The 23,386-nt window shown below is 34.9% G+C and carries 33 protein-coding genes; 5 read left to right on the forward strand and 28 right to left on the reverse strand.

From position 1 onward, the window contains the following. Window positions 1–231: 231 nt before the first annotated feature. From ACIQ2D_RS08500 to ACIQ2D_RS08545, 10 genes are all read right to left on the reverse strand, one after another. Complete coding sequence (locus tag ACIQ2D_RS08500) at window positions 232–765, reverse strand: DUF1572 family protein (RefSeq protein WP_402862632.1); 534 nt, start codon at window positions 763–765, stop codon at window positions 232–234. 56 nt (window positions 766–821) lie between these two features. After that, window positions 822–974, reverse strand: coding sequence for a hypothetical protein (locus tag ACIQ2D_RS08505; RefSeq protein WP_402862313.1), 153 nt, complete (start codon window positions 972–974; stop codon window positions 822–824). Between the two features lie 30 nt (window positions 975–1,004). After that, window positions 1,005–1,154 carry a hypothetical protein gene (locus ACIQ2D_RS08510; RefSeq protein WP_402862316.1) on the reverse strand — a complete coding sequence of 50 codons (150 nt, stop codon included), beginning with the start codon at window positions 1,152–1,154 and terminating at the stop codon, window positions 1,005–1,007. Window positions 1,155–1,552: 398 nt separating this feature from the next. Then, a complete protein-coding gene (locus ACIQ2D_RS08515; RefSeq protein ID WP_402862319.1) occupies window positions 1,553–2,161 on the reverse strand; it encodes an SCO family protein in 609 nt (202 codons plus the stop codon). Between the two features lie 104 nt (window positions 2,162–2,265). Then, entirely contained in the window at window positions 2,266–2,388 is a 123-nt protein-coding gene (locus ACIQ2D_RS08520; RefSeq protein ID WP_082332620.1) for a YvrJ family protein, read from the reverse strand. A gap of 63 nt (window positions 2,389–2,451) precedes the next feature. Then, on the reverse strand, window positions 2,452–2,676 hold the full coding sequence (locus ACIQ2D_RS08525; RefSeq protein WP_402862323.1) for a DUF2922 domain-containing protein: 225 nt from the start codon (window positions 2,674–2,676) through the stop codon (window positions 2,452–2,454). Window positions 2,677–2,715: 39 nt separating this feature from the next. Beyond that, window positions 2,716–2,931, reverse strand: coding sequence for a DUF1659 domain-containing protein (locus ACIQ2D_RS08530; protein WP_402862326.1), 216 nt, complete (start codon window positions 2,929–2,931; stop codon window positions 2,716–2,718). Between the two features lie 259 nt (window positions 2,932–3,190). Further along, window positions 3,191–4,822, reverse strand: a complete 1,632-nt coding sequence (locus tag ACIQ2D_RS08535; RefSeq protein WP_402862329.1) for a hypothetical protein — start codon at window positions 4,820–4,822, stop codon at window positions 3,191–3,193. A gap of 318 nt (window positions 4,823–5,140) precedes the next feature. Then, the gene (locus ACIQ2D_RS08540) at window positions 5,141–5,719 is read right to left on the reverse strand and encodes a hypothetical protein (RefSeq protein WP_402862332.1); all 579 of its coding nucleotides are present in this window, start codon (window positions 5,717–5,719) and stop codon (window positions 5,141–5,143) included. A 133-nt stretch (window positions 5,720–5,852) separates the two neighbouring features. Continuing rightward, window positions 5,853–6,752, reverse strand: a complete 900-nt coding sequence (locus ACIQ2D_RS08545) for a helix-turn-helix transcriptional regulator (RefSeq protein ID WP_402862335.1) — start codon at window positions 6,750–6,752, stop codon at window positions 5,853–5,855. A gap of 177 nt (window positions 6,753–6,929) precedes the next feature. Between ACIQ2D_RS08545 and ACIQ2D_RS08550 the strand changes: the two genes are divergently transcribed. The 3 genes from ACIQ2D_RS08550 to ACIQ2D_RS08560 all read left to right on the forward strand — a co-directional run bounded on the left by ACIQ2D_RS08550 (window position 6,930) and on the right by ACIQ2D_RS08560 (window position 7,876). Beyond that, window positions 6,930–7,142: a helix-turn-helix domain-containing protein gene (locus ACIQ2D_RS08550; protein WP_402862338.1), complete on the forward strand. Its 213-nt coding sequence runs from the start codon at window positions 6,930–6,932 to the stop codon at window positions 7,140–7,142. 19 nt (window positions 7,143–7,161) lie between these two features. Next, the gene (locus tag ACIQ2D_RS08555) at window positions 7,162–7,296 is read left to right on the forward strand and encodes a hypothetical protein (protein WP_402862341.1); all 135 of its coding nucleotides are present in this window, start codon (window positions 7,162–7,164) and stop codon (window positions 7,294–7,296) included. Window positions 7,297–7,369: 73 nt separating this feature from the next. Continuing rightward, the gene (locus ACIQ2D_RS08560; RefSeq protein WP_402862344.1) at window positions 7,370–7,876 is read left to right on the forward strand and encodes a hypothetical protein; all 507 of its coding nucleotides are present in this window, start codon (window positions 7,370–7,372) and stop codon (window positions 7,874–7,876) included. 64 nt (window positions 7,877–7,940) lie between these two features. On the opposite strand, the gene ACIQ2D_RS08565 is transcribed toward ACIQ2D_RS08560, so the two are convergent. After that, entirely contained in the window at window positions 7,941–8,282 is a 342-nt protein-coding gene (locus ACIQ2D_RS08565; RefSeq protein ID WP_402862347.1) for a YhjD family protein, read from the reverse strand. Next, on the reverse strand, window positions 8,279–8,500 hold the full coding sequence (locus tag ACIQ2D_RS08570; RefSeq protein ID WP_402862350.1) for a transcriptional regulator: 222 nt from the start codon (window positions 8,498–8,500) through the stop codon (window positions 8,279–8,281). Before ACIQ2D_RS08570 ends, ACIQ2D_RS08565 begins: the two co-directional genes overlap by 4 nt. Before the next feature lie 166 nt (window positions 8,501–8,666). Between ACIQ2D_RS08570 and ACIQ2D_RS08575 the strand changes: the two genes are divergently transcribed. Further along, window positions 8,667–8,912: a hypothetical protein gene (locus tag ACIQ2D_RS08575; RefSeq protein ID WP_402862353.1), complete on the forward strand. Its 246-nt coding sequence runs from the start codon at window positions 8,667–8,669 to the stop codon at window positions 8,910–8,912. 45 nt (window positions 8,913–8,957) lie between these two features. Here ACIQ2D_RS08575 and ACIQ2D_RS08580 read toward each other — a convergent pair whose 3' ends face one another. Together ACIQ2D_RS08580 and ACIQ2D_RS08585 are read right to left on the reverse strand one after the other, a co-directional pair. Continuing rightward, complete coding sequence (locus ACIQ2D_RS08580) at window positions 8,958–9,623, reverse strand: M15 family metallopeptidase (protein WP_402862356.1); 666 nt, start codon at window positions 9,621–9,623, stop codon at window positions 8,958–8,960. Beyond that, the gene (locus ACIQ2D_RS08585) at window positions 9,620–10,042 is read right to left on the reverse strand and encodes a phage holin family protein (protein WP_402862359.1); all 423 of its coding nucleotides are present in this window, start codon (window positions 10,040–10,042) and stop codon (window positions 9,620–9,622) included. The genes ACIQ2D_RS08580 and ACIQ2D_RS08585 overlap by 4 nt, the downstream gene beginning before the upstream one ends. Window positions 10,043–10,290: 248 nt before the next feature. Between ACIQ2D_RS08585 and ACIQ2D_RS08590 the strand changes: the two genes are divergently transcribed. Further along, window positions 10,291–11,373, forward strand: a complete 1,083-nt coding sequence (locus ACIQ2D_RS08590; RefSeq protein WP_402862362.1) for an acyltransferase family protein — start codon at window positions 10,291–10,293, stop codon at window positions 11,371–11,373. A gap of 63 nt (window positions 11,374–11,436) precedes the next feature. Here the strand turns inward: ACIQ2D_RS08590 and ACIQ2D_RS08595 are convergent, their stop codons facing one another. The 14 genes from ACIQ2D_RS08595 to ACIQ2D_RS08660 form a co-directional block, all read right to left on the reverse strand. Continuing rightward, window positions 11,437–12,228, reverse strand: a complete 792-nt coding sequence (locus ACIQ2D_RS08595) for an NHL repeat-containing protein (protein WP_402862365.1) — start codon at window positions 12,226–12,228, stop codon at window positions 11,437–11,439. Window positions 12,229–12,270: 42 nt separating this feature from the next. Continuing rightward, window positions 12,271–13,341, reverse strand: a complete 1,071-nt coding sequence (locus ACIQ2D_RS08600; protein WP_402862368.1) for a hypothetical protein — start codon at window positions 13,339–13,341, stop codon at window positions 12,271–12,273. Window positions 13,342–13,353: 12 nt separating this feature from the next. Further along, window positions 13,354–14,172 (reverse strand): distal tail protein Dit, encoded by an 819-nt coding sequence (locus ACIQ2D_RS08605; protein WP_402862371.1) that lies wholly within the window; start codon window positions 14,170–14,172, stop codon window positions 13,354–13,356. Then, on the reverse strand, window positions 14,169–14,387 hold the full coding sequence (locus ACIQ2D_RS08610) for a hypothetical protein (protein WP_402862374.1): 219 nt from the start codon (window positions 14,385–14,387) through the stop codon (window positions 14,169–14,171). Before ACIQ2D_RS08610 ends, ACIQ2D_RS08605 begins: the two co-directional genes overlap by 4 nt. Then, complete coding sequence (locus ACIQ2D_RS08615) at window positions 14,362–16,371, reverse strand: phage tail protein (RefSeq protein WP_402862377.1); 2,010 nt, start codon at window positions 16,369–16,371, stop codon at window positions 14,362–14,364. The genes ACIQ2D_RS08610 and ACIQ2D_RS08615 overlap by 26 nt, the downstream gene beginning before the upstream one ends. 4 nt (window positions 16,372–16,375) lie before the next feature. Next, on the reverse strand, window positions 16,376–19,291 hold the full coding sequence (locus ACIQ2D_RS08620) for a phage tail protein (protein ID WP_402862380.1): 2,916 nt from the start codon (window positions 19,289–19,291) through the stop codon (window positions 16,376–16,378). Window positions 19,292–19,517: 226 nt separating this feature from the next. Beyond that, entirely contained in the window at window positions 19,518–20,720 is a 1,203-nt protein-coding gene (locus tag ACIQ2D_RS08625) for a coiled-coil domain-containing protein (protein ID WP_402862383.1), read from the reverse strand. Window positions 20,721–20,941: 221 nt separating this feature from the next. Continuing rightward, window positions 20,942–21,274, reverse strand: coding sequence for a hypothetical protein (locus ACIQ2D_RS08630; RefSeq protein ID WP_402862386.1), 333 nt, complete (start codon window positions 21,272–21,274; stop codon window positions 20,942–20,944). A gap of 58 nt (window positions 21,275–21,332) precedes the next feature. Beyond that, window positions 21,333–21,899, reverse strand: coding sequence for a major tail protein (locus ACIQ2D_RS08635; protein ID WP_402862388.1), 567 nt, complete (start codon window positions 21,897–21,899; stop codon window positions 21,333–21,335). A gap of 12 nt (window positions 21,900–21,911) precedes the next feature. Beyond that, a complete protein-coding gene (locus ACIQ2D_RS08640) occupies window positions 21,912–22,229 on the reverse strand; it encodes a hypothetical protein (protein WP_402862391.1) in 318 nt (105 codons plus the stop codon). Further along, a complete protein-coding gene (locus ACIQ2D_RS08645; protein WP_402862394.1) occupies window positions 22,226–22,597 on the reverse strand; it encodes an HK97 gp10 family phage protein in 372 nt (123 codons plus the stop codon). Before ACIQ2D_RS08645 ends, ACIQ2D_RS08640 begins: the two co-directional genes overlap by 4 nt. Continuing rightward, entirely contained in the window at window positions 22,569–22,931 is a 363-nt protein-coding gene (locus tag ACIQ2D_RS08650; RefSeq protein WP_402862397.1) for a hypothetical protein, read from the reverse strand. The genes ACIQ2D_RS08645 and ACIQ2D_RS08650 overlap by 29 nt, the downstream gene beginning before the upstream one ends. Then, the gene (locus ACIQ2D_RS08655) at window positions 22,918–23,211 is read right to left on the reverse strand and encodes a hypothetical protein (protein WP_402862400.1); all 294 of its coding nucleotides are present in this window, start codon (window positions 23,209–23,211) and stop codon (window positions 22,918–22,920) included. Before ACIQ2D_RS08655 ends, ACIQ2D_RS08650 begins: the two co-directional genes overlap by 14 nt. Further along, a complete protein-coding gene (locus ACIQ2D_RS08660; protein WP_402862403.1) occupies window positions 23,204–23,383 on the reverse strand; it encodes a hypothetical protein in 180 nt (59 codons plus the stop codon). The genes ACIQ2D_RS08655 and ACIQ2D_RS08660 overlap by 8 nt, the downstream gene beginning before the upstream one ends. Window positions 23,384–23,386: the final 3 nt, after the last annotated feature.

Genomic DNA, 23,386 nt, shown 5'->3' on the forward strand with positions numbered 1-23,386 from the left:
ATTCCTTAAGAGTGGTTGTCATTCTTATATAGGGCTTGATGATTACATAGATGGGAATGTTTGTTGTGAAATTCATTTACGAAATCATGAATAATCATAAAAACCAACAAGAAGCCTTTGATATTGCAAATGCAATTGATGGGGAAAGCTCGATGTACCAATTTTACTTTTCCTAAACTATTAAAAATCGTAGCCTGTTTGTTGGCTACGATTCCTTTTACCACTTGCCGATTATTTATGATCCTTCAACATCGCCTCTGTGAAAGACTTAGATTGCCCTTTAGGAATACTCAACGTTTCCCATTCTTCCCCTTTAATTTGCTTACCAATGTAGACGATTTGACCAACATGCATTGCATAATGCGCCATTTGTCGTTCAATCGCCTCTACCACCGTATGCTGTGCTCCTCGTATCTTCACAACTTTCAGTAAATCTTCTTCGGTTAACCCTTTTAATGTGTCAAAGAATACTTGCCAGCCATCTTCCCAAACCTGTACTAACTCTTCTTTTGAAGTAAGGCTATCGTAGAATTCATCATCACGATCTCTTGTTTGCTTTTCCCCATCAGTCGTTAAAAAGTCTGTCCATCTAGACACCATATTGCCGCTCATATGTTTAACGATTACAGCAATACTATTGGAATCTTCATTGTAAGACCAGTGCAGTTGCTCATGTTCCAATTGTGCAATTGTTTTATCACCTAGTTCTTTGACAGCCTGAAATCTTTCTTGAATCACCTTTAAGTATGTCGTAGCAATATTCATATACATTTGTCCTTCCTACTTGAATTTTTATAGCACTATTAAAATCTATCGGCAACTTATTCAGTAATGCCGGAATAATACTTCACTGGATGAAAAGTACTCGTATAATTTTCGCCAAGTTCCTCCCTCACTCTATCAGTTAGCTCCATCCCAACCTCATATTGTTTCGAAATTAACGCCAAAACATATTCTTTCTCTTCACTATCCATCCTACGAAAACATTCTACAAATACTCTTAATCAGTTAGAAAATGCATTTTGCAAGCTATTTGTTAATTTAAAATCATCAATTTCTAAATTCGCACGACAATACCCGCACCAAATTGGATCTGCATAATCTGCCTCCACAATTAATTTACTTGGAATTTCTAAACTACATTTACAAGCCACACTCAATCTTTCTTGTCATTTAATTATATCGTCACTTCTTCCAACAACATCCATTATACTTCTAATTGAGTTGAGCATCATTCGAAACTTTAAGGATTTTTCCTAATATCAAAAAAGTGCATCTACATTTTGTCAAGGCAATGAAGAATTATTTTATTAATAAATTCTCTAATAATAATATAACCTTAAGGATTTAGCGCTCTAGCGTTCGCTTTCATCAGGCATAGCGTAAAGGTAAATCCTTGCATAGGAAAATAATACTATGCAAAAAATTTGATATAAAAAATCCTAGTTTAGACTTTTTCAGTGGCCAACATTTTGTAGCTCACAACATGAAAGTTTATTTATGTACCTAATAAAAAAAGCCAGTACTACAAAAAAGTAGCACTAGCTTGCAACTATAAGTTTTCTTCTATATATGTTTCTAAATCCACAACCATAGTATCGATTGGCACCTGTGACGCATCCTCATCATAACCCCTATACTGCTTGACAAGCACACCGTCTTTATCCACTAAGAAAAAAGACACCGCATGCGTTACTTGGTCATTTCTTGGATCATCCTTAACTATCAATTTTGTTGATTTTGCTGCGTATTGTTCGATATATTTTTGTGAATACCCTGTCAGTAAGTTCCATTTAGATTCATCTGGAACATTATAGCGATTTAAGTAATCTGTTAAAACCTCTGGTGTATCTACTTCAGGATCTACCGAAAAGGCAACAATATTATAATCTTCAACACCCTTTTTCATGAGCTTTTCTTGAATTTGCGTCATATTGAAGGTCATTGGAGTACAAACCGTATTACAATTCGTGAAAATGTACATCCCTAACCACGGCTTACCTTTTAAACTTTCGAGCGAAACGGTTTCATTTCGTTGATTGACATGCTCGAATTCTTGCATTTCATAATTATAGTCCGCTTTAAACTTCACATTACCACATGCACTAAGCACAGCTGTTATTGCGAGCAGCATCACTAATCCCAATATCTTACTCTTCATCTCTACTCACTCCCTAACTTACACTATTTTCATCTTATCGAATGATGTAAGCGATGACAAGAGTTCAACGTGACAGCTTTCGTACATATTTGTGAAGTCAGACTTCACTTTAACGCCAAGAGAACGTCGTGAATCGCGTCTAGTTTTACTTCCACTCGGTGTAGCAGATAAAATGACACCAAAATTGGAAAGCCTATATCAGACACCATATTCAGCCATTGCTCCATAAACGTTTCCCCCTTTCTTAAAATTGGTCTTTGCAGCATTCACCGCAAAGACCATTTTTTGACTTACACAACTTCTAATTCAAATGGTGAAACTTGTCGATCAACAATTCGAGCCCCTTTCATAGCTACAAAAGTACCGGCTTGTACTTCAAAAACATTTGCGGTAATAATAGTTTGCATTACTTGCTTAATTTCTTCAGCTGTCACATCCTGTTTTGGTGTATCTATCGTGATCGTTGAAGTTTTTCCAGTCGATGTTTCAAATTGAAGTTCTAATACTTGTGTCATTTTTCGTCACCTCCTCTGTTTTCTGCCATTCAATAGCAGTTACGATAAATCTGTCGTTTCTTGCTTTGCAACACTATCAAGTGGCTGTGAAGATAGACTTGCGATTGCAGTTGCTACCGCTAGTAAATTCTCCGCTGTGTGTGAGTTATTTAAGTTTCGGTACGTCTTCGATGTGAAAATCGGCTCACTTTTCTCGTTGTGACCAGCAATATACTTTAAGCGAAGTGTTGCGCCTAAAAACATTGTGTTTGCCATGTGTATCCCCCCTTTCTACACAATATATACAATTGAATATAGGTATAAACCCATGAGAATTATTAAGTACTGACAATAAAAAAGACCACCCATTACGGAGTGGTCTTATTTTGTATTTATATTATTAATGTATGGTATAGCGATAAGCTTGTTATCGATTAAAGAATTTTTTCATTTTGATATTAGAATACATTGCTTTTATTAACACAATTACTGTACAACTTGGATTAAACTACTTATCAATTCACTAGCTATAATACTATTCTCCAAAATAATTGTAATGGGATAATACATCTTTCATTCCATATGGAATTAATGTAATTATCTTAGCAATTTCTTCTGACAAAAAATTAAAATCGAATGTAGACTCCACCTGTAATAATCGTCTTTTTATTTTTTTCTCTATTTCTTCTATTAAAGAAAAATCAAAATCACTTTCATTTACTAATTCAGAATAGAAATTTGGAATTCTCGAAATATCATGTCTTATCCCTTTTAACTCCATATGAAGATATTTTTCAATTTTACTTACGGAATCTAAAAAGCATTTTTTTATATTCTCTATTTCTAAGGCACTATATATGAGTCTATATTTTTCATCTTCAGGTATGTTTTTCACATCAATAAAATCATTTATTATTTTAAGTTTCTCTAAATTATTATTATAAATTATCCATTCATGATAAAATTCATTTTGAACTTGTTTCCTTTGATAATCAGGGATTTTTTTCATTATATCTAGACGTTCATTAAAATCCCCTTTTGATTCCCTTAATTCTTTATACTTTTTCATAAGTTTATTACTTTGAACTTCTAGCATATCCATTTCATTAAATCCACGTTGTTTCTCTTCATCTATTTTTACTACTATTTTTTTGTAATTAGAAAAATTATCAGATAAAAGTTCTCTAAAAGTATTTACTTTATCTTTTAGTATAATTGATTCTTCTTTTATCGTTTGAAATTCATTATAAGCACTATTTTGTTCTGCAATCTTAATCATTATTTTCCTTTCAAAATAATCCATATTAAGAACTAAATTTTTAGCTTCTTTACTAATTTTAAATTCACTCAACACTTCATTATTCTCTATGTACTCCATTTTTGTATTATCTACATTACTATTCGAAATTTTTATGTTTTTTGTGTAATATTGCATACTCAATTCAAATAACGTATTGTTTTGATTAAACAAATAAGGTATAGACTTATAATATATTTTTATAATTTCATTCTTAAAATCAGAAAAATCTATAACATTATCATACGTGTAATATATAAGCTCTAATATATCTGCTCCTTTTATTTCATTCCTCCTTACTATATTTGAAACTTCTTCATGTCTCCCTAATTTCCCAACTAAATCATCACTCACTGCTACACTTAAGTTTTGGATATAGTTTATTTTATTATTGTGAATAAAATAAACTTCCGAATTATAATTTTGTTTTTCCATTTGAATAGTTTGTTCTTCAAATTCTTTTCTGCTTTCCTGCATTTCATTACGTTGAGTTCTAATTGTTTCAATAATTAACAGTATTGAAGCTAATGTCAAAAAAGAAATAGTCGAACCACCGATAAGATCCCCTATAGGACCTAATTCATCTAATTTCCATTTATCTAATAAATAATCACGAAATAATATAATCGATAGTGGTATACAAAAACCCACTAATATTATCATGAAAGCTAAAGTTTCTAATGTATCAGAAAAATATTTGTATCCTGCAAACACAATTAAAAATGAACATAAAGTTACACCATTATATATTAAAAATTCGTTTTTACTTGCATCATTTATTAATAATCTTACATTAATCACTGAATATACAAATAATAAAGTTAGATAAAACATATAAATTCTCTTTTTATGTTTTTTAATAAAAGTCATTTTAATTCCTCCTAAGTTTATATCTGAATTATACCTTTAGGAGGAAAAAGAAGGAATACGTTTTGGGAATTATCGAAGATAAGTCTCTTTACAAATAAAAAAAGCTTCTTGATTAGCGATATTAACCCTTTAGATTACTAATTACTGTTGTCTGTTTTTTATGTATACATTTACCAAAACGCATGTATTTCTTATATAAATACAAATTGATTAGACCGCCTATCACAGGTGGTCTTTCTTCTATAATATGAGCAAAAATTAAGACCACCCATCACGGAGTGGTCTTTTCTTATATTTATTATCTTTATTAGGAAATATTTATTTTATTTTTTCTTGCTCTATTTCATTTAAAAGTCTTTCAACCAATGCCTGTGCATCTTCTGCATTTTTCATTGCATCTTCTGTTTGTTTCATTGCTTGTTCTGTTTGTTTCATTGCTTGTTCTGTTTGTTCCCCGGATTTATCCCATCCACTTATTATCATACCAAGGGTTGCATTTTGTATTTTTTTATGATTAAGACTTAGATTAATAATAGTTAGTCCAACTGCAATAATTGAGAAGGCAGTAGCTAATATCTCTGCATTTTCTAACTGTATATTTAAGAATGGCAATGTCAAAAGCGAAAGTATAGAACAAGCTAGACTTATGCTTTTTAAAGCTTGTAAGCTCCTTACTACTGTCCTTTTAGATGAATTAGTATCTGATAGATATTGAACAATATCTGCAGACACAAAAAATGTACCTGACAACGAAATCGCGAGGACAAACATTGAATTTATAGCAGTAATGCCAAACAAACTTGATAATCCTATAATAATAAATGTTATTCCTATCATAATAACTATGAAATTTAATTCTGATAATCTTTTAATAGAATTTTCTGTTGTATCCTTCATGGTAAACCTCCTTATTTTTCAATTGCTTAAAATAATCACAATAGTTAAAAGTTAAATACATACTAAATTTTAGCACTTTTTTGGATACACTGGTACCGTTCAATACTTTAATGAATTCTTTTTTGATACCATGCTACCATTCCAACCAATTTTCTAAATTAAATGGCCTACTATTAATAACTTGTGGACAACCATCACGTTCATTCAACCAGTTGTAAAACGGTACTGGGCGCTCTCTATTTGACTTGTCTTCCACAGATGATGAATTGATAACCTTCCTATTAGTACGACGTTCAATCGCTTTGCTGTACGCTCCTACAAATACTGCACGTAATGTACTGGTAACTGTCAGTACACCTTCCTTAATATCCATAGCAATCTTGAAAATAATATTCTTAGCTGCTAAGAAATCTTTCATACTATCAATCTGTGAAGCTATTACAACTTTGTGTAATTCATCTTTTAAGTTATCTGCTAATGGCAATGAATGCATGAAATCAAATAGCATCTGCTGATACTCATTCATGTACTCTTTTTTCTTTTCAGCTTGCAAAGCCAATTCATTTTCCAAACACATAATATTATTTGCTTGTTTAGAACTTAAAAGATTAAAAGAGTTAAAAGATAGGTTTTCAGATTGTGGAGGGCAAACCGCATCATTACTAGCTTCATCAACTGTCTCTCGATGTTTCATTGTCGATGTGTCACTGTAAGGTAAAATTTTATAAATGCTTGCACCTTTGATTCCGTTCAACTTTGTTTGCGCTACTTTTTCGATGATGCCTAATTCAATCAATTTCTTGATTGCTCTCATGACTGTACTTCTAGATGTTCCAGTTGCATCAGCGATTGTCTCTGCTTTTAGATGCGAAGCACCTGGGTACATTAATGAACGCTGCGAAAGTGCGATCACGATGGCACGTTCTGATTCAGTTAAATCGTAGTAATGTGCTGCTATATGGTCCTTCACACTCTTATCCATGTCTGCTACTGAATCGAATGTTGTGTATGTTGCAAGATATTCGAATGTCATTTGCTTTTCACCTCATTTCATGAATAATTAGTTATATTTTTTCCTTATTGAATTAAATATATATCCAATTAGTTATAATTGCAACACTTTATTATAACTTTTTGGATATATTTATTTCCAATATGGATTAATTCATATATAATGAGGATATGAATATAACTGTTAGGAGGGATGATGATGAATGAAATGAGTGAAAAGATACGGATTGCCATTATTAAAAGAGGTATGACTTTGACGCAACTAGCTGAAAAACTAGAAGTATCTCAGCCGAACTTATCGAAGAAATTAAAACGAAATAATTTTAATGAAGAAGAATTACGTAAAATTGCAGGTTTGTTAGATATGAAGTTTGAGGCATATTTCGTGATGGAAGATGGTACGAAGATTTAAAAGACAAGGAAGTAATTAAGTGAACAAGCTAGAAGAAACAACAAAGGAATTACTAGAGGCAGGGTTTACAATAGAGGAAATTACATCTGCTTTCGAGGAAGTAATCAATAAAGCAAAACAGGTCGATATAGATAAAGCAGCAGATAACAATTAATGTTGTCTGTTTTTTTATGTATACTTTCTATACATACTTTCCTAAAATGGTAATTGAAAGGAAGGTTTTGTATATGAAGAAATTATTTTATATCGGAGCACTATCGACATTATTATTAACAGCGTGTGGAGAAGAAGCGACTCCAGCTAAGGATGTAGCACCTGATGAAGATCTGGCAGAAATTAAAGAGGAACCTGTTACAGCTGAGGTTAAGGAAGAAAATCCAATCGATAAAGTTGTTAAATCTGTAACAAAAGATAAATTTGAAGTTAAATCAAATGAAGGTATCGTATCTATTATTATAGATGATGAGAAGGCTCATGAAGGTTCTAAACGTACCATGTTAAATGATTCTGCTGAGATATTTGCGGGCTTATCAAAACTAGATGAAGTAACTTCTGCAACAATTAGATGGCAAGCGCTATTAACTGATCAATATGCCAATGAAGAAATGGGTGTAGTATTAGCAATTATGATGGACGAAGAAACGTTCAAAAAAGTTAACTGGGATAATTACGAAGCTTTAGATTTAGAAGCGATTGCACCAGGCTTCAAACAACATGAATCTTTAAATGACTAGTCACTCACCCGAGTGGCTTTTTATTTACATAAAAAACAGGCCTCACATTAATAATGAGTCCTGGTCATTTGCTCATATAGTTTATTAATAATTGTTCAACTTGAGTTTTCAACGCTTGTTTAGCATAACGAAACACTTCATCTTCCCCCGCTGTAGCTATGCACACTTCACTAAAATGGTCATCGATTTGTTGCCAACCGACAACTCGTATCTTTTGTTTAGCTAGTTGGTGCTTCAAATTGAAATAATCCTGTTTCACATTTTTCATTAAACTTTCCACGAAAGGTAAGTAGATTGCTTTCATTTTCAACTGCTCCAATGTTTTATAGTCACACTGCAAAGATTGAATCGCTAATTCTAAGATTATAAATTGATGCAGTTGATCACGTTGATAGAAATTAATCATACAACCTCACGCTCCTTGTTCAGAACTGGAAGTACCGCTAAAACATTATCAATAATAAATGTACGCTTGGCATGTTTAACGAAACAGAACGATTGAAACGAATCACCGACTAATTTAATGATTTTAATACGACGCTTTGTAACTTCCCCACTCTTTGATACATACATCATGTCAATCAATTGATTACGTTGCATAGCTTTTATTAATTGCTCCTTCACCTTCCACACTCTCCTTTTATAAACACGAACAGTTGTTTGTATATATAATAGAACAACCGTTCTTGTTTTGACAAGTGAAAACTTAAAATTATGTATGTACTTTCCAACTATTACCTAATAAAATATGAATAAGGGAAAGTGTCGAAAATAAGAGAAAGGAGATACTATGAAGAAAAAAATACACAAACAAATCTTTTATCGCGCGCCACTAGGTCAGGAAATAATACGAATAGATGGAGAGTATTTTGTATTGGATGGTTGGAACGAAGAAGTGTATTTACTTTCATATCGAAGTAACTACTTTGGAGCAAGGCTTGATGAAGAAAGCTTCGTGATTAAACCGATATACGAGGCAGATGAATTCGGAAACATCGACATAGATTTACCTGACGATTTCGAAATTATGAGATAAAAAAAAGACCAGCTTGGCTAATTTAGCTTTGCTGGTCATTGTCATTTATTTAGTTGCTCGTCGTTGTTGAACCGTAATATATAAACCGAGCAAACGATCAGTAGTCATTGTGCGATTCTTTAAATCATTTAAATGAACTTGTTGAATAATACCTTCTTTAACAGCTTGCGATAAAAATGCTTCTGCCTCTGTAAACATTGCTGGTGAACCCGGATTCCAATTTGTCATTTTAACTTCCTCCTTTGGTTTGTCTTCCACAATTAACTGAACTTGCATTTTACTATTACTTGGCACAATAACTTTTCCTAGTACATAACCTTTTGGCATTTTCCAATTCACTTTAACTTCAAAGTGCGGTCTGTCAATGTTACCCGTCCAACTGCCACCCCACGTAATACCTAGCTTTTTAGCAATAGCCCCTACTCGATTAAGAGTAGTTACATCATATAGAGATTGCGGAGGACCAACTGCGATATCCCAGGCTAAACGTGATTTATGATTGCTACTTAGCGTCCATGTGACAATCTGTCCTGGTCTTGTTCTGCCTAGCGCATACAAGTAGTTTTGGCGAACTTGGCTACGGTATGTTTCAGTAATAAAGATGTTTCGAATACCTGCCTTGTAGCACTCCTGAAATAGTAATCGACAGGCTTGTTGTGCTACTGGAGTTAATTCTGATAAGTCTCGACATGTAGTAGTTACACTCGTCATTTACCCTCACCATCCTTCGATTTATCATCATTATCCATTTGCAACTGAGTGAAAGCATTTGCTAAGAATTTTGGTACACGAATACCTAATTTACCTAAGTTCTCAATCATACTGATACCTTCCATACCGATTAAAAAGAGTATCATAGCATTACGCATGAAATTACCACTCTCCGTCGCTGTATCTAATTGCACTGCAGCAATCACCATCAATCCCATTGCTGTCTTTTTGATTAAGCCTTTAAACATCTTTTTACTTTCCGTTTTCTTGAAGACTAAACTCACCATGAATCCTAGTGCATAGTCGATAACCATGAAAATAACTAACGCTTTTATCAGGTGGTCGATACCTCCGACAAGGTACCCTATCCAAGCCATTGATCCACCTACGATTGATGTATATAAAGTATCTGTTTTCATATAACACCTTCCTTTTCCTCATAATAAAAGCCCTCCACAGATAATTGTGGAAGGCTTAAAAATTTATTGTATTTTTAATTAGTCTTACTTACTTTAATTTCTTATTTTAAAAAAGAGTACTTTTTTAATTTAAGAAAAATTAAATGTTACTGAACAATATGAAACAATTGTTAAAATACTAGATAATATTCCAAAACCTACATATTAATTATATAATATTCCTATTAATATATAAGGAGTTTAATATTTTGATAAATACACTAACGTCTTTACGATTTTTTGCAGCATTAGCAGTATTCTTTTCTCACTTAGCTATATTAACTACTTTTGATGAAACCAAATGGTTATTCGAAAGAATTTTATATCAAGGCTACTTAGGTGTTACATTTTTCTTTGTATTGTCAGGTTTTATTCTAACATTTAATTATTTTGATAAATTCAAGACAATAAGCAAAGCTAAATTAAAGACATTCTTAATAAATAGGGTAGCACGTATATATCCTGTATACGTACTAACTTTTTTATTATCAATAACTTTATTTTATTTTAATGGATTGCCATTTGATATTAAAACTCTGTCCTCAATAGCATTAGCAAATTTAACTTTGACACAAAGTTTTATACCTGATATGAAATATTATTTTTCTTTTAATTCTCCTGGATGGAGTATCTCTGATGAAATGTTTTTCTATTTATTATTCCCGTTTGTAATATTCTTAATGCACAAATTAAAATTTTTAAAAAACATTAAATCTCTTGTTATTATCTGTGTTTTATTTTACATTTCATGTTTTTTATTTGTTTGGTTTACTAAAGACTCACCGTTGGATCATTGGAAATTTTACGTATTCCCAGTTTTTCGATTTGGCGATTTTTTAATCGGTGTTCTTCTTGGAGTAGCTTTTAAACAATTAAATAGCATTTCTAAAAAAGGTAATTTCGCTTTATTTACATTCCTTGAAGGGCTATCAATTGTATGCTTTGTAATAGCTCTATATTTTGCTCCACATGTTCACGTTTCGCTTACATATGGTGTTTATTATTTACCATCATTAGCTTTAATTATTTGGGTATTCGCCCAACAGAGAGGCTTTTTTTCAAGGTTGTTAGTACATAGAAAACTAATTTATTTAGGTGAAATAAGTTTTTCTTTCTACTTGTTGCATAGAACTGTTTTTAAATATACAGAAAAAGTTCCTCTTTTCACATCTAATGCTTTAATCTATATATTAATAACACTAGGAATAACTTTGGCTCTCAGTCATTTAGTCTATAAATATTTTGAGATACCTATGAAAAACAGAATTAAGTACAAGTTTTCTAGATATTAATAAACTTAAAAGTCGGTTACTGCATTTTTAGCATTAACCGACTTTTAAGATATATCAAATGAATTACCTAGGGTACATATCTCTCCGTTTTTCAGACTCCTCGGATAAACCTTCTATTAAATATACCCAATTAAAGTTAATTCCATCTGATAACAACACTCCGTTGTACTCTTCCCCCACTGCAGTTATACACAATTGATTATTTATAATTGTAATAAAATAAGGTTTGCCTAAAAAATTGAGTTGCAAATAGATATTTTCCCAACTGGCTGATAAATCATCAGTTTTATATATCTTAGAATCCATTGCAGTGATATAAAAATATCCATCAAAATAATTTATATCCACTAGTTGATTTGTGCCGATCGGTAAATCATAACTTTCCACTAAATTATAATTAAAATCAACTTTTAAGATATTGTTAGTAGTTTCACATGCTATATAAAAATAACCGTCTATAACATTCATAGAGCGAGCATAGTCATGACCCATAAAATCTAAATTACCGATATGGTCCAGCACTAATTTATTATTGATATTTTCGTAACAATAGATTTTTTGTGCAAAGCTAGATAAAACATAAAAATGATTATTTGTATAAATAACTTTGTGAGGTCTTCCTTCAATACCTGGTATTGTTTGTATCCTCCTAAAATTTGAATCAAAAACCAAAACTTCATTACGTCCAGTATTATCAACTACATAGACATCTCCATCACTTGCAATCGAATGAGGGCCTGCGAATTCATAATTAATTATTGTCCAATCTTTTATTTCAACATCCAAATCATCACTATAGATAATACGGTGATGGTAACAGTCCACAATAAAATATTTACCATTAAGTTTATTCATTTGTGTTGGTACATACAGTTTATCAATTGGATATCTATAAGACTAAGAAAATCCGGCAATTTTAGTTATAGAAAATGAACTTTCTGCTCCTATCGAAAGTTCTACCCCACTGTCTTGATATGCACGAATTTCAATAATATCACCTACTTCCAAATACTCTACACCTGTACATATTGTTCTTATTGTTAGAGTTCCCACGTCAGAAGTTGAATTATTTTGATATGCTAGATAATTACCGTTTTTAGTAATGTAGATATTTCTATATCCTTTAGCCGTAGCACCTGTGATAACTACATTAGTAGTAATTAAATACTCACCGGACTTATTGATTATAATCGACTCATTATTTGGTTGAGATACAAATTTATCTGTATCAATCCCCATTACATCCCAACTAACATTAGTCCAAGTTGTATTAGGTAAAGTTTTCGGACTTGATGTTTTATATCTTGCACGAGGTATGTTCGTAATTTCAGCCAAGTGTTCAGTAACTGTCTTTTGTAATCCTGTCAAATTCTCACTACTTGCAGCACTAATGTCAGCGGGCGTTAAAGTAACTTCCCCTGTTCCATCCGGCTCTTTACCATTCACTTTAGACACAGCCCCCGAACCACTAGCCCCTTTATCCGCTAATCGATGCCAATGATCATTAGAAATCACCGGATATATTGGAGGTGGATTACCCGAACTCGGGGTAGTGTTAATATAGATATAAGAACAACCATCATCATAAACAATGTTGTTTTTTGAATATGTGACGCCGTTTTCATATACCCCCTTACTACCGAAGTCTTCAATTATGCTTTGAATGTTAGCTATAGCATCTATAGCTTCTTGTGCCGCATTATTAGCATAGCTCGTAGCACTTTGAGCATTCGAAATAACTGTAGTGACATCATTTATTGCTTTTTCCAAATCCTCAAGAATGATATTACTTTGATTAAAAATACTATTTAACTGGTCAATCAACTCTTGGACGTTTACATCACCAGTTAGAACATTTATTTGACCTTGCAAATTAGATAAATAATTTTCGATAATACCCCAGTTGTTATTTAATTTTTCACGTTCTTGAAATGACCAATTCGATGCTATTCTATTTAAATATGCCATCTTGTCACCTTCCTATTTATATAAAAATCTGAAATTAAAAACGATACTGTTTACAGTACCGCCTTCCACAGTTATATGATTATCACCCGGTGCCAAGGTTAGTAATTTATGATTGGTGTGCTTAAACGCACTCAAACTATTCTTTAAAGTCCGTATACCAACTAACTTCAATGAATCTGTGGAGGACAGAGCGTTATTGAATCTGTATGCATCACCTGTTATATGATTCGTGATTTGTACGTAGCTACCGAATGAACCTTTCAGTGTGATTTCTAAATCAGATTTACATGGATCAATAGCTTGATTACCAATGTTTTTCACCACGAAATTATTCGAGTTAAATGTGTAGTTGTATCGTGTATCATAATCAACACCTGAACCGAATCCCCATAAACCACTATCCCATTCACCATGATTTTGTAAATCTAGTGATGTGCCAACCGATTCAGCAAATAGATTATCCATCCGAAAATCTACATCAAAATCTTTCATACCCGGCGTTGGTTCTGTAGCCAATTGTTGAGCTAATCGCACTTTATAACGTTTGTAATGCTCGCGTTTGAAGATAATATAAAACGGTTCATCTCGGGCGAATAGAGCATTTAGTTCATCACGTAACAAGTAATAGCTGTAAATGTCGCTTACCTTATACATTAACGTTACTGGTATTGTACGTTGCTTAAATTGAGTACCGACAACTAAATCCCCTCTGCCTTCCACAGATTCAGTGAGGTGCTCTACTACAAGCGATGGAATACGATGAAATAAGCGTTTCACACCATACTTTTTTTCGACATCAATTCGAGTGTCATTTAAAAATTCGATAATCATGGCAGCACCTCTTTTTTAGTGATTTTAATCTTACGTAAATCACTAGCTATTTTTTGACGCTGGCGAAGATCGTTCTTTTTATTGATTTCTGTAATAACCATAGATTTCAAATACCTTTCTTTTTTACGTTCGGTATCTAACAACTTCTTTGTTTGTAAATCTACGTATATAACGTCAACGTTTCCTTCATCAGTTTTGCGAAGCATCTTGTACAAATTCATCTACCTCGCTTTCGTGCGTTAATTCTAACCTGACATCTTCATATCCCTTACGTTTCGCCTTAATCTCGTAAGCAAAAGGAATGTCGTCACCTTTCACAATAAAGTAATCAGTGTTCATTTCATCCACGTAAATTAAGCCTTTCCCGTACGGTGTGAGAAAGACTTCATAATCGATATTCGTATTAACTGTTTCCGCAAATAGTGATTCTATTTCAATGATACACATGCCGTCCACAACTTCGCCACGACCAATGTCGCCAAAATAATATTCTGCTGTTTCATAAGCCGATATATTCACATAACCAATTGAAGTAGGAACTGTACAGTTTTTAGCACCTTGAACATCAAAACTGCCCATAATTTCAACCGGCATCCATATTTCCAATGCTCCTGTTCCTGTGATACTATTCCTATCATTATAATTTTGAATGTTTAATGAAGAATTACCGTTATTCAAAGTTAATGCCGTACTGATTCCCCAGGTTTCTGTATCTATTGTTATTTTCTTATCATTACTAGTTGCTTCAAATCTTGACCCGCCCATGTAAATCCTAGGTAAATACGGATTGTTGTTTGTTTGAATAACGAATCCAGTTAATATTCCTGCGATAAGCTTTTTTACATCAATGGTATTTGTAGTTATGCGACCACCATCAATCGTTGTAACGCCTTCACTGTTAATTGCACGGATAAGACCCGTTACATCGATATTATTTGCTTTTAATTGACCAATAGCACCTGCAGATAAAACAAACCCATCGGCTGTAATAGCTTCTCTGAAAGTTGCCCCTCCATTATCACTAATGCCAATACCTTTTGAATTTATCAATACTAATCTATTCGGATTGTTTGGATCGCGAGCAATAATGCCATTATCAAAAATCAATTCCGTAGCTGCCGATTGTAAAGCTTCAGTTGCTCTTAATACAGCATCATCGAGTACGTTGTAAGGTAATTTTTGTTCACCATTTAAAATGGCATCCACATTATCTTTTGTTTTCTGAAACCCTGCCATTTCACTAGATAAGCTATTTCGGAAGTTGCCAAATGTATATTCAGCAGGCTTTGATGATTCAGGGTAATCTACAATTTCAAGTACACGTGCTATTAAATCGATACCCAATGGGTCGTAAATTACAAATAATCTATCACCTTCAAACAATTGCTCTGTTAGTACTCCCATCTTTTTAAGTTCCAGGGCATCTACTTTAAAACTAACCTGTGGCTTATCTATTAATTCCGATTGGATACGCGCTAATAATTCCTCATAAACTGTGTATCGCTCATCGTATATAGGCTTTGCATCTCGTATGCCATAAACAGCAGCCATTGGTGAAGTATATTCAGCAGTCACTACATAGCTACCATCTTCATTTTTCTTCCCAAAGCCACGTATACGAGTTGAAAAATTATTTGTATTCACATACTTTTCGAGTGTCTTAATGTTGTATCCGTAACGTATTTGAATTTCTGTATCGGTACCAATTTGACGATAAAGCTTTAAATGTTTGTTGTTTATTTGAACTTCTGCACCAAATACATTTAATGCTTTTTGAACCAATGACAATGAGTTGTCTTCACCAAATTTCTCGAATATTGCACTAGAAAACGAATCAATAACCTCGAAAGTATAACCCGTGCCATCTAATGCAAAAGTTAAACATGATTGTAGATGTTGTGTATTTTCTAAGTAGTCGTATTTATACATATCAACCAAATCGAAAAAGATGTGAGTGGCTTGTACTGTTTTTATAGGTGTGATCCCTACAAGTATTTCCGTCAAATCTTTAATGCGATATTGTTGACCATCGTATTCAACAATGCTTTCTTCTTCCACAAGAGGATAGGCATGTTCATTTTTATCACTTCTTAAAATAGCGAATGATAACGAATAATCACCATTCACTTTTCTAGTGCGTTTCAACCCGTTGTAATCTACTAATAACTCTGATTCTCCGGCTAAATTTGTAATGATCACGTTATCACCCCTTACTGCCTTGTAATCGTAATTGATTATTTAATCTGTTGCCTAATTCGCGCTCAATAATATCAACCATCGCCATTATATCCGGCATTGAAGCATTTCCGGAATAATTCAAATTGACATTAACGGGCATTGAATTGTGTGTTGTATTCCTAGATTGAATAGCTTGATTTCCAGTATTGATATTAGCTGACTTTGCAGCGCTACTTGCTAATGATCCATACGCATTATTCATCGCCTTTTGTAAACGACTTTGCGATTGTTCCATCCCTTTGATTAAACCTTCATTGACGTTGACACCAAAGCCCATTGTTACCCTTGAAGGACTGTGGATGTCCAATGCGGATTGGATAGTATTTTTCACTGAATTTGCAATCTCTAAAGCTTTTTTCTGTATTGAATCAGCTGTGGAAGACAAACCTTGCAAAAGCCCATTACCAGCATCAATACCAACCTGTTTCAAACTAGAAAGTTCTGTTGACGTTGATTTTGTAAGGGATTGGATTTTAGTGTTCCATTCTTGTTGTAATGTATCTAGCTGTTTATTAGCTACGTCACGCAAACCTTTGATTTGCTTATCAGTATCATCCTTCATACCAACAAGCTCTGTTTCAGCTTGTGTACGTGCTAGTTTAGATTTTTCTTTATATAGTTTGCTGTACTGCGTTAGTTGAGCATCCGTTAATTGATTTAAAGCCATAAGTTGTGGAAGTGCATTCGGGCCCATTTGACGTAGTTCTTCAATTAACCCTTTATCGATTGCCTTTTCAGATAACTTCTCGATTTCCACCTGCCACGTTTTAAAACCATCAACTTGCGAGCCTAAGTTAGCTAACAGTTCTTCGCCTGTAACATCAATTTCAGCTTTAAACGCATCAAAAAGCCCCTTAAATGAATTTAGGGACTGCGCTCGTTTATCAACTGCATCTGCATAAGCTTTTGTTAACGTTTCTTCTTGCTTGATTAAATCTTCATTGATTTTGTTAATTTGATTCGAGTAGTCAGTGTTGATTGCTGTAACCTCTTTGTTGATAGCCTGTACAGCTGCTTGATAGGCTTTCTGGGCTTCCACACGCTCTTTTGTGTATAGACCAAACTGATTGAGTGATTGCTCCCAAATGTACGCTTCATCGATAAGTGATAGTTCGTCCATTGTTTTTCTATCTTGGATAAATAGCTTAGTTTGTTCTAATTTATCTTTTTGTTCTTTAGCCATCAAAGATACTGATTCAGCTACAGACTTTTTCTCGATATCGGCAATCTTTTTAGCTGCATCTTCTTGTAATCGCTGAATCTTGATGTTTTCATCTTGAGTTGTTTTACGTTTCTTTGCATACGCATCACGATAGATTTTATCAACATTCTCTTTTGATCGTTGTTCGATTTTTGCAATCTCAGCATTTGCCGTTTCAGAGATTTTCTTTTCTTCACCTTTGTAGTGGTCCGTTATATCAAGCAAGCTATTAGTTAAATCAGTCATAACAGCATCAAGATTTTTCTTTCTGCCTTCCATACCGATTTCCATACCTTCCACAGTATCGGAACCTATTGCCATGAATACTCGTGAAGGCGAATGAATATCTAATAGTTTCTTTGCTTTATTAACAACGCCATTAACAACACCTGTTATAGCTTCGATAGCACCACTGGCCATGGAAGATATACCTTTTATAAGACCGTTGATTATATCCTTACCTACTTGAACTAGATTGATAGCTTTTAGCGTACTGACTATGTTTTTAGCTATGTCAGATACTGTTTTCTTTATTGACTCCCAAGCACCTTTCCAGTCACCATTGATGACCTTCATAGCTGTTGTAATTACGCCTTTCGCTAAGTCCATTCCGGTTTTTATTACACCTTTAATGACTTCAAAAGCCACTTTGACAAAGTTAGAAATTATAGGCCAAGCAACCTGGAATACGCCCTGTATCACTTTCATAGCACCTTGAATAACAGTTTTTATAACTTCGAATTGATTCTTCACTGAAGATACAATTGCTTCACCGTTAGTTGCCCAAAATTCTTTGAAATCAGCAATGATACTTTTACCTAAATCAATAGCACTTTTTAAGATAGACGAAATAACTTCTTTCACAGCGTTAAATGCAGTAGTTGTATATTCTTTGATTTGCCCCCATACTTCATTTACTCCATCCCTGAACCATTCAACTTCGTTGTATGCCGCAACCAAAGCCACTCCAATAGCTACAATTGCCGCTATCGCAAGACTTATAGGTGAAGCTATAGCTGCTATTGCCGCACCGAGTGGAGCAAATACAGCGCTTAATGCACCCATAGCTGCAGTTACAATACCGCCTGCTGATGCTATGGTTGGTAATATGGTTACTACCGCGCCAATCGCAGGCATTAATAACGCAAACGCGCCAACTAAAATTCCAACAACCGTTCCTATAGCTGCAATCGTTAACACTAATCCGGTATTTTCAGAAGCCCATGTAGCTATTTTTGCAATTAGTTCCCCTACGGTTGCTAATACTGGTGCTAATGCTTCTTTGATACCGCCTATTGCTACAGAAAGTCTATAAGCCGGGTCTGATTCCAAAGCTGACATATCACTATTTAATTCAGCGGTATTTTGCGCCGCTGTCCTGATATGTTCATTCATACCCTGAATAGTTTGAGATATTTTACCGCCTTGCTCTTCCCATAAAGTACCGTACATTTTTACACCGATTTCATTTCTCTTGGTGTCGTCATCAATCAATGACAATGCTTGGTTCATTTCTTGAATAGCTTGTACGCCACCCTGACCGCCTGAAGCGACTGCCTGACCCCATTTTTCTAATTGTTCAGCGCTGATATTTGTACCTTTGATTGCATCTTGCATAGCTTTATCAATGCCCTGACCGAATTCAGCGGCGACTATGCGTCCTTCCTTCAATCCATCCATTAATATGTCGATATTCCATGTCCTTTGTACCCTCGGTTTCCCGATATTTATAAGGGGAGTAGACTGTATCATTAACGTTGATATTATCTCGGTTACACCTTGTCAGTCGTTCGAGCGTAGTTCTTACGTTTTACGCTTCGGTGATTGTCTTAGGATAATTAAATCCCTTAGAGTTCCCCCGATATTCGGTGTTCAACATAGCATCACTGCTATGAGGGGCTATAAATTAACCAGTATCGACCCCTGCTGCAAATATGGCTTGGATCTGTTCACTGTTGTAGCCTGCCATTTTTAGTTGATTTCCGTATTCGGAAATAATATCTAGTTGTTCAGGCGGAAAACCAACGTCAAGCAATCCATTAACAAGTCCCAATGCTTCTTGTTGCGAAATTCCAAGTTCTTTACCGATCTCATGTGATTCCTGAATTAATTCTTTAAAATCAATTTCTTTGTACGCATACGCAATAGTAGCAGCACCTTTGATGATTTCAGCGTTCGTTTCTGCTGAAGCATCCTTATTCAAGGTCATTTGTCGGCGTACACCTTCATAGGCGGCTTCTTCATCACCTATTGCCGCTGTTGTTTCCATGATGGACTGTCGAACCGTTTTTGCATCTGCATCATTCAGGTTCATAGAAATTTCTAGTTGAGTATTCAAACTTGAAACATCTAGGGCCTGACTGATGACGGAAGCGATACCACCACCAGCTACGATACCAGCAGCCACACCTTTCAAACTATCGCCCAATCCATCAACAGATTGTTCAGCTTGTGCCGCCGCTGGTCTTATAGCTTCTAAATCTGCTCGTACATCGGTTAACGATGAGCCGTTATCAACATTACGTAAAGCTGCTCTCATTTCATCGATATCTACCCCTGCGCCAAGTGCCTGCCTACCCATTAAGCGTAATGCACGTTCCATTTGGTCAGCAGATGCAGAACCATCTCTAATTGCCTGTGTAAGGCGTGTACCCAGTGTTCCTGAGAATTGCTCAATGTCAGTGCCAGTTGCGGCAAAAAACGTCCCTAATTGGCGTGTAGTTTGTGCTAAACGTTCTTGTTCAGGTCCGATACTATTCAATCGACTTTCTAAGCTAGTCATTTGGTTTTCAGTGTTAACTAATTCGCGTTGGAACGCTCGGTACTGTTCGGCTCCGATGTCACCTCTGGCGAATTGCGCATCGACTTGTGCTTGAGCCGCTCTTAATGTATCCAACCTTTGCGCGGATGCTTGAATACTTTGTGCTAATAACTCTTGTTGCTGACGCACTAGTTCGGTATTGCCAGGATCTAGCCTTAGTGCACGTTCAACTTCCTTTAACTCTTTTTGTAAGTCTCTGGATTGTTGGTTAACATCTCTTAGTGCGTTATCTAGACCGGTCGTATCCCCACCAATCTCGATAGTAATACCTCTGATTCCGTTTGCCATTTATTTCACCTACCTTTATACAAATAAAAAAGCCACTCAAATGAGTGACTATAACCATGGAATGTCTTCAGCGTATTCCACTATTTTTTCGTTTTCTTTCGGCGGATGCTTAATATCCATATATTTGTCTATGTGGTCCAATGCCATGCCTACGCTCATTTGTTCCAAGTCATAAGCGCTAAGTTTACATATCCTACACCATGCAGAATAATAGCTATTGGTTATTTGCTCTTTGCCACTTTTCGCGGCGTTGTCATCTTTTTTCCCGTATTCATTAATTTCCCTAGCATTTCCTGAACTTCGTCAATAGCGCTTAAAATAGGGAATGAGTCAAAACTTTCATTCCAATTATCGATAGGCGGGATTTCTGGGTCTGCAATTTTTGCAGAAAGCCATAAAACGTTATTTAGTACAGAAACATTCATTCCCCCTTTCGACATGCTATTCATATCAGTAAAAAAATCGGTTCCGAAATGTTTTTTATATAAATCAGGAACGTTGCCATGTGTTTTTAATCTGATTTCTTGACCTTCAATAGTTACGATCTTTTCCAATTTAAATTCCTCCAATTAGTAAAAGAGCCGACCGAAGCCAGCTCTCTGAATAAGTTTTTTAAGGTGCAGGTACTGTTGGTTCTTCTTGTACCGTTTTAAACCAATTAGCAACTACTGTTGTGTTTGTTTCGTTCGAATCTAAACGATAACGCCAGTTCCCATCAGCTCGTGACATGAATTTACCTGAAATCGTTGGTGTTTGGAACTCGGTTGAACCTTGTTTTGTCGTATGTTCGCTCGATGGTACGCTGAATTTACCTTTGTAGTACCAATACATGCGTTTGCGACCACCTGTTAAGGGAACTTCAAAGCCTAATGCGATGTATGGGGCAACGTCATTTACGTTATCTAAGACACCGCCATTTGCATCAACAGTTTTACCTAGCAAAAACGCGTAGTCTTCCACAGATAAATCTTTGATGCCGATTTCTACATCGATATCGCCCATCGCTTCTTCAACTTCTGAAGCTTTATCGTCAGCATATAATGTTGCCGTTTCAACATTCGGTGTGATATTTGCTGTGATCGCTTCGCTGATTTTTTTAGGTGTATCATATGTTGTACCTTCTTCTGTATCAGTAAGTACTTTAGTTGCGTAAATATTTTTTAACCCTACTTGTGTCATATAAACGACCTCCTAGTTAATTAATTGAATTGAAAATGTGCATTTAAAAACTCCCTCGTCTTTGATGAATTGCTCATCATAGTCCCAAGGGAGTTCGTTTTCTTTTAGCATTGCTTTTATCTTGCCTTCTGCTGTTAAATTTTTAGTAGATGAGTATAACTCAATATCTACATAAGTCGATTCTGATACAACTGTATCATCAGCAGTAAACGTATCGCCATCCACAACTAAATAACAAATGAATGGTGGTGTTTGCACTGACTTAAAATGCGAGTAAGTGACTGGATAACCGAGAGCTTTTAACTTTTGTGCTAATTCTGTAAGTGTCATCCGCGCATCCTCACTATTTCATCGATTTTATCTTCTAAACTAATAGCCGCCTTTTCTGCAGCTGGTTGAATGTGTTTATAAGCTCTTACCCTGCCACCACCGACTTTGGCATGGCCTTTTTCTAATAAGTGAGTTAACCTGTAGTGATCTTCACTGTGGACAACCCACTTACCTCTTACTTTTCTCATTCTCCAAGATGCAGCATAATCGCCTGTCCTACGAGGAGTTAAAGGTCCGTTTTTTAATTCATCTACCGTTTCTTTCGATACTTCTTTTGTGGCTTTGTCGACATCTTCTTTCAAAACCAAACTATATCTTTGTAATTCTCTAGCTATTGCATCAGCTATTCCTGATATCGGAGTTGCCACCAACCCTCACCTCACAATACAGCTCAATGTTGCCATCATCACGTACAAAAGTGCGGTAAACAGAATACATCACTCGGTTGTATTCAAGTTCCTTTTCACCATCGTACTCATCGTGATTCATGATAATTGTCATTTCAGCTTTTAATCCAGCTTGCATCGTTGCTGTAAATTCCTTTTGACCGACACTTGAGCGACTACAATAAACTAACTCTGGTAAGAACACTTCGATTTCTTGTAGCAGTTCATCAAGAATAATTGTGGAAGACATCAAAAAGCACACATCATCTAGTGATACGTGTTGGTTGCTTCCTTTCGATTGTTTAAGGCTTGGCATTAGATACACCTACCTTTTGAATGATGCGGTTGTTGATGCGGAATTTAAGGTTACGAGACAAGCCTACATCTTCTTGCCGTTTGCGGTATTGCCAAACAGCATAATCTACGACGAGCTTAGCGTCCTCCACAGTTGATGCGGTGAGGTCGACGCCCATCTTTGATAATTCTATTTCTGCTGTCTTCACAGCATTAGAAAAATAGGCATCACGCAAATTATGTGTGATACCCAAATCTAACTTTAATAGTTCTAAACATATAGCAAGAAAGTCTTCAGACATCGCCCTCACCAACTTCTGCTATGAAGGGTTCACCGCAGTTGTTCATTTCTGTTGTTAACGACAATACTCTCTCTTTATCCACTCTACCTTTATGAGGGTATTTGTCCCCCACTTCATAGATATGATTTTTGTCGTGAGTATCTTTGAATCTTTTAATAACACGATATTTCATAAA

Origin of the sequence: Lysinibacillus sp. NPDC097287, from assembly GCF_044761695.1 — a bacterium.
Taxonomy (GTDB): Bacteria; Bacillota; Bacilli; order Bacillales_A; family Planococcaceae; genus Lysinibacillus.

Coding starts and splice junctions, on each gene's coding strand:
- ACIQ2D_RS08500 (WP_402862632.1), bottom strand. CDS start 765: ATGAATATTGCTACGACATACTTAAAGGTGATTCAAGAAAGATTTCAG.
- ACIQ2D_RS08505 (WP_402862313.1), bottom strand. CDS start 974: ATGGATAGTGAAGAGAAAGAATATGTTTTGGCGTTAATTTCGAAACAA.
- ACIQ2D_RS08515 (WP_402862319.1), bottom strand. CDS start 2,161: ATGAAGAGTAAGATATTGGGATTAGTGATGCTGCTCGCAATAACAGCT.
- ACIQ2D_RS08520 (WP_082332620.1), bottom strand. CDS start 2,388: ATGGAGCAATGGCTGAATATGGTGTCTGATATAGGCTTTCCAATTTTG.
- ACIQ2D_RS08525 (WP_402862323.1), bottom strand. CDS start 2,676: ATGACACAAGTATTAGAACTTCAATTTGAAACATCGACTGGAAAAACT.
- ACIQ2D_RS08530 (WP_402862326.1), bottom strand. CDS start 2,931: ATGGCAAACACAATGTTTTTAGGCGCAACACTTCGCTTAAAGTATATT.
- ACIQ2D_RS08535 (WP_402862329.1), bottom strand. CDS start 4,822: ATGACTTTTATTAAAAAACATAAAAAGAGAATTTATATGTTTTATCTA.
- ACIQ2D_RS08540 (WP_402862332.1), bottom strand. CDS start 5,719: ATGAAGGATACAACAGAAAATTCTATTAAAAGATTATCAGAATTAAAT.
- ACIQ2D_RS08545 (WP_402862335.1), bottom strand. CDS start 6,752: ATGACATTCGAATATCTTGCAACATACACAACATTCGATTCAGTAGCA.
- ACIQ2D_RS08550 (WP_402862338.1), top strand. CDS start 6,930: ATGAATGAAATGAGTGAAAAGATACGGATTGCCATTATTAAAAGAGGT.
- ACIQ2D_RS08560 (WP_402862344.1), top strand. CDS start 7,370: ATGAAGAAATTATTTTATATCGGAGCACTATCGACATTATTATTAACA.
- ACIQ2D_RS08565 (WP_402862347.1), bottom strand. CDS start 8,282: ATGATTAATTTCTATCAACGTGATCAACTGCATCAATTTATAATCTTA.
- ACIQ2D_RS08575 (WP_402862353.1), top strand. CDS start 8,667: ATGAAGAAAAAAATACACAAACAAATCTTTTATCGCGCGCCACTAGGT.
- ACIQ2D_RS08580 (WP_402862356.1), bottom strand. CDS start 9,623: ATGACGAGTGTAACTACTACATGTCGAGACTTATCAGAATTAACTCCA.
- ACIQ2D_RS08585 (WP_402862359.1), bottom strand. CDS start 10,042: ATGAAAACAGATACTTTATATACATCAATCGTAGGTGGATCAATGGCT.
- ACIQ2D_RS08595 (WP_402862365.1), bottom strand. CDS start 12,228: ATGAATAAACTTAATGGTAAATATTTTATTGTGGACTGTTACCATCAC.
- ACIQ2D_RS08600 (WP_402862368.1), bottom strand. CDS start 13,341: ATGGCATATTTAAATAGAATAGCATCGAATTGGTCATTTCAAGAACGT.
- ACIQ2D_RS08605 (WP_402862371.1), bottom strand. CDS start 14,172: ATGATTATCGAATTTTTAAATGACACTCGAATTGATGTCGAAAAAAAG.
- ACIQ2D_RS08620 (WP_402862380.1), bottom strand. CDS start 19,291: ATGGATGGATTGAAGGAAGGACGCATAGTCGCCGCTGAATTCGGTCAG.
- ACIQ2D_RS08625 (WP_402862383.1), bottom strand. CDS start 20,720: ATGGCAAACGGAATCAGAGGTATTACTATCGAGATTGGTGGGGATACG.
- ACIQ2D_RS08635 (WP_402862388.1), bottom strand. CDS start 21,899: ATGACACAAGTAGGGTTAAAAAATATTTACGCAACTAAAGTACTTACT.
- ACIQ2D_RS08640 (WP_402862391.1), bottom strand. CDS start 22,229: ATGACACTTACAGAATTAGCACAAAAGTTAAAAGCTCTCGGTTATCCA.
- ACIQ2D_RS08650 (WP_402862397.1), bottom strand. CDS start 22,931: ATGCCAAGCCTTAAACAATCGAAAGGAAGCAACCAACACGTATCACTA.
- ACIQ2D_RS08655 (WP_402862400.1), bottom strand. CDS start 23,211: ATGTCTGAAGACTTTCTTGCTATATGTTTAGAACTATTAAAGTTAGAT.
- ACIQ2D_RS08660 (WP_402862403.1), bottom strand. CDS start 23,383: ATGAAATATCGTGTTATTAAAAGATTCAAAGATACTCACGACAAAAAT.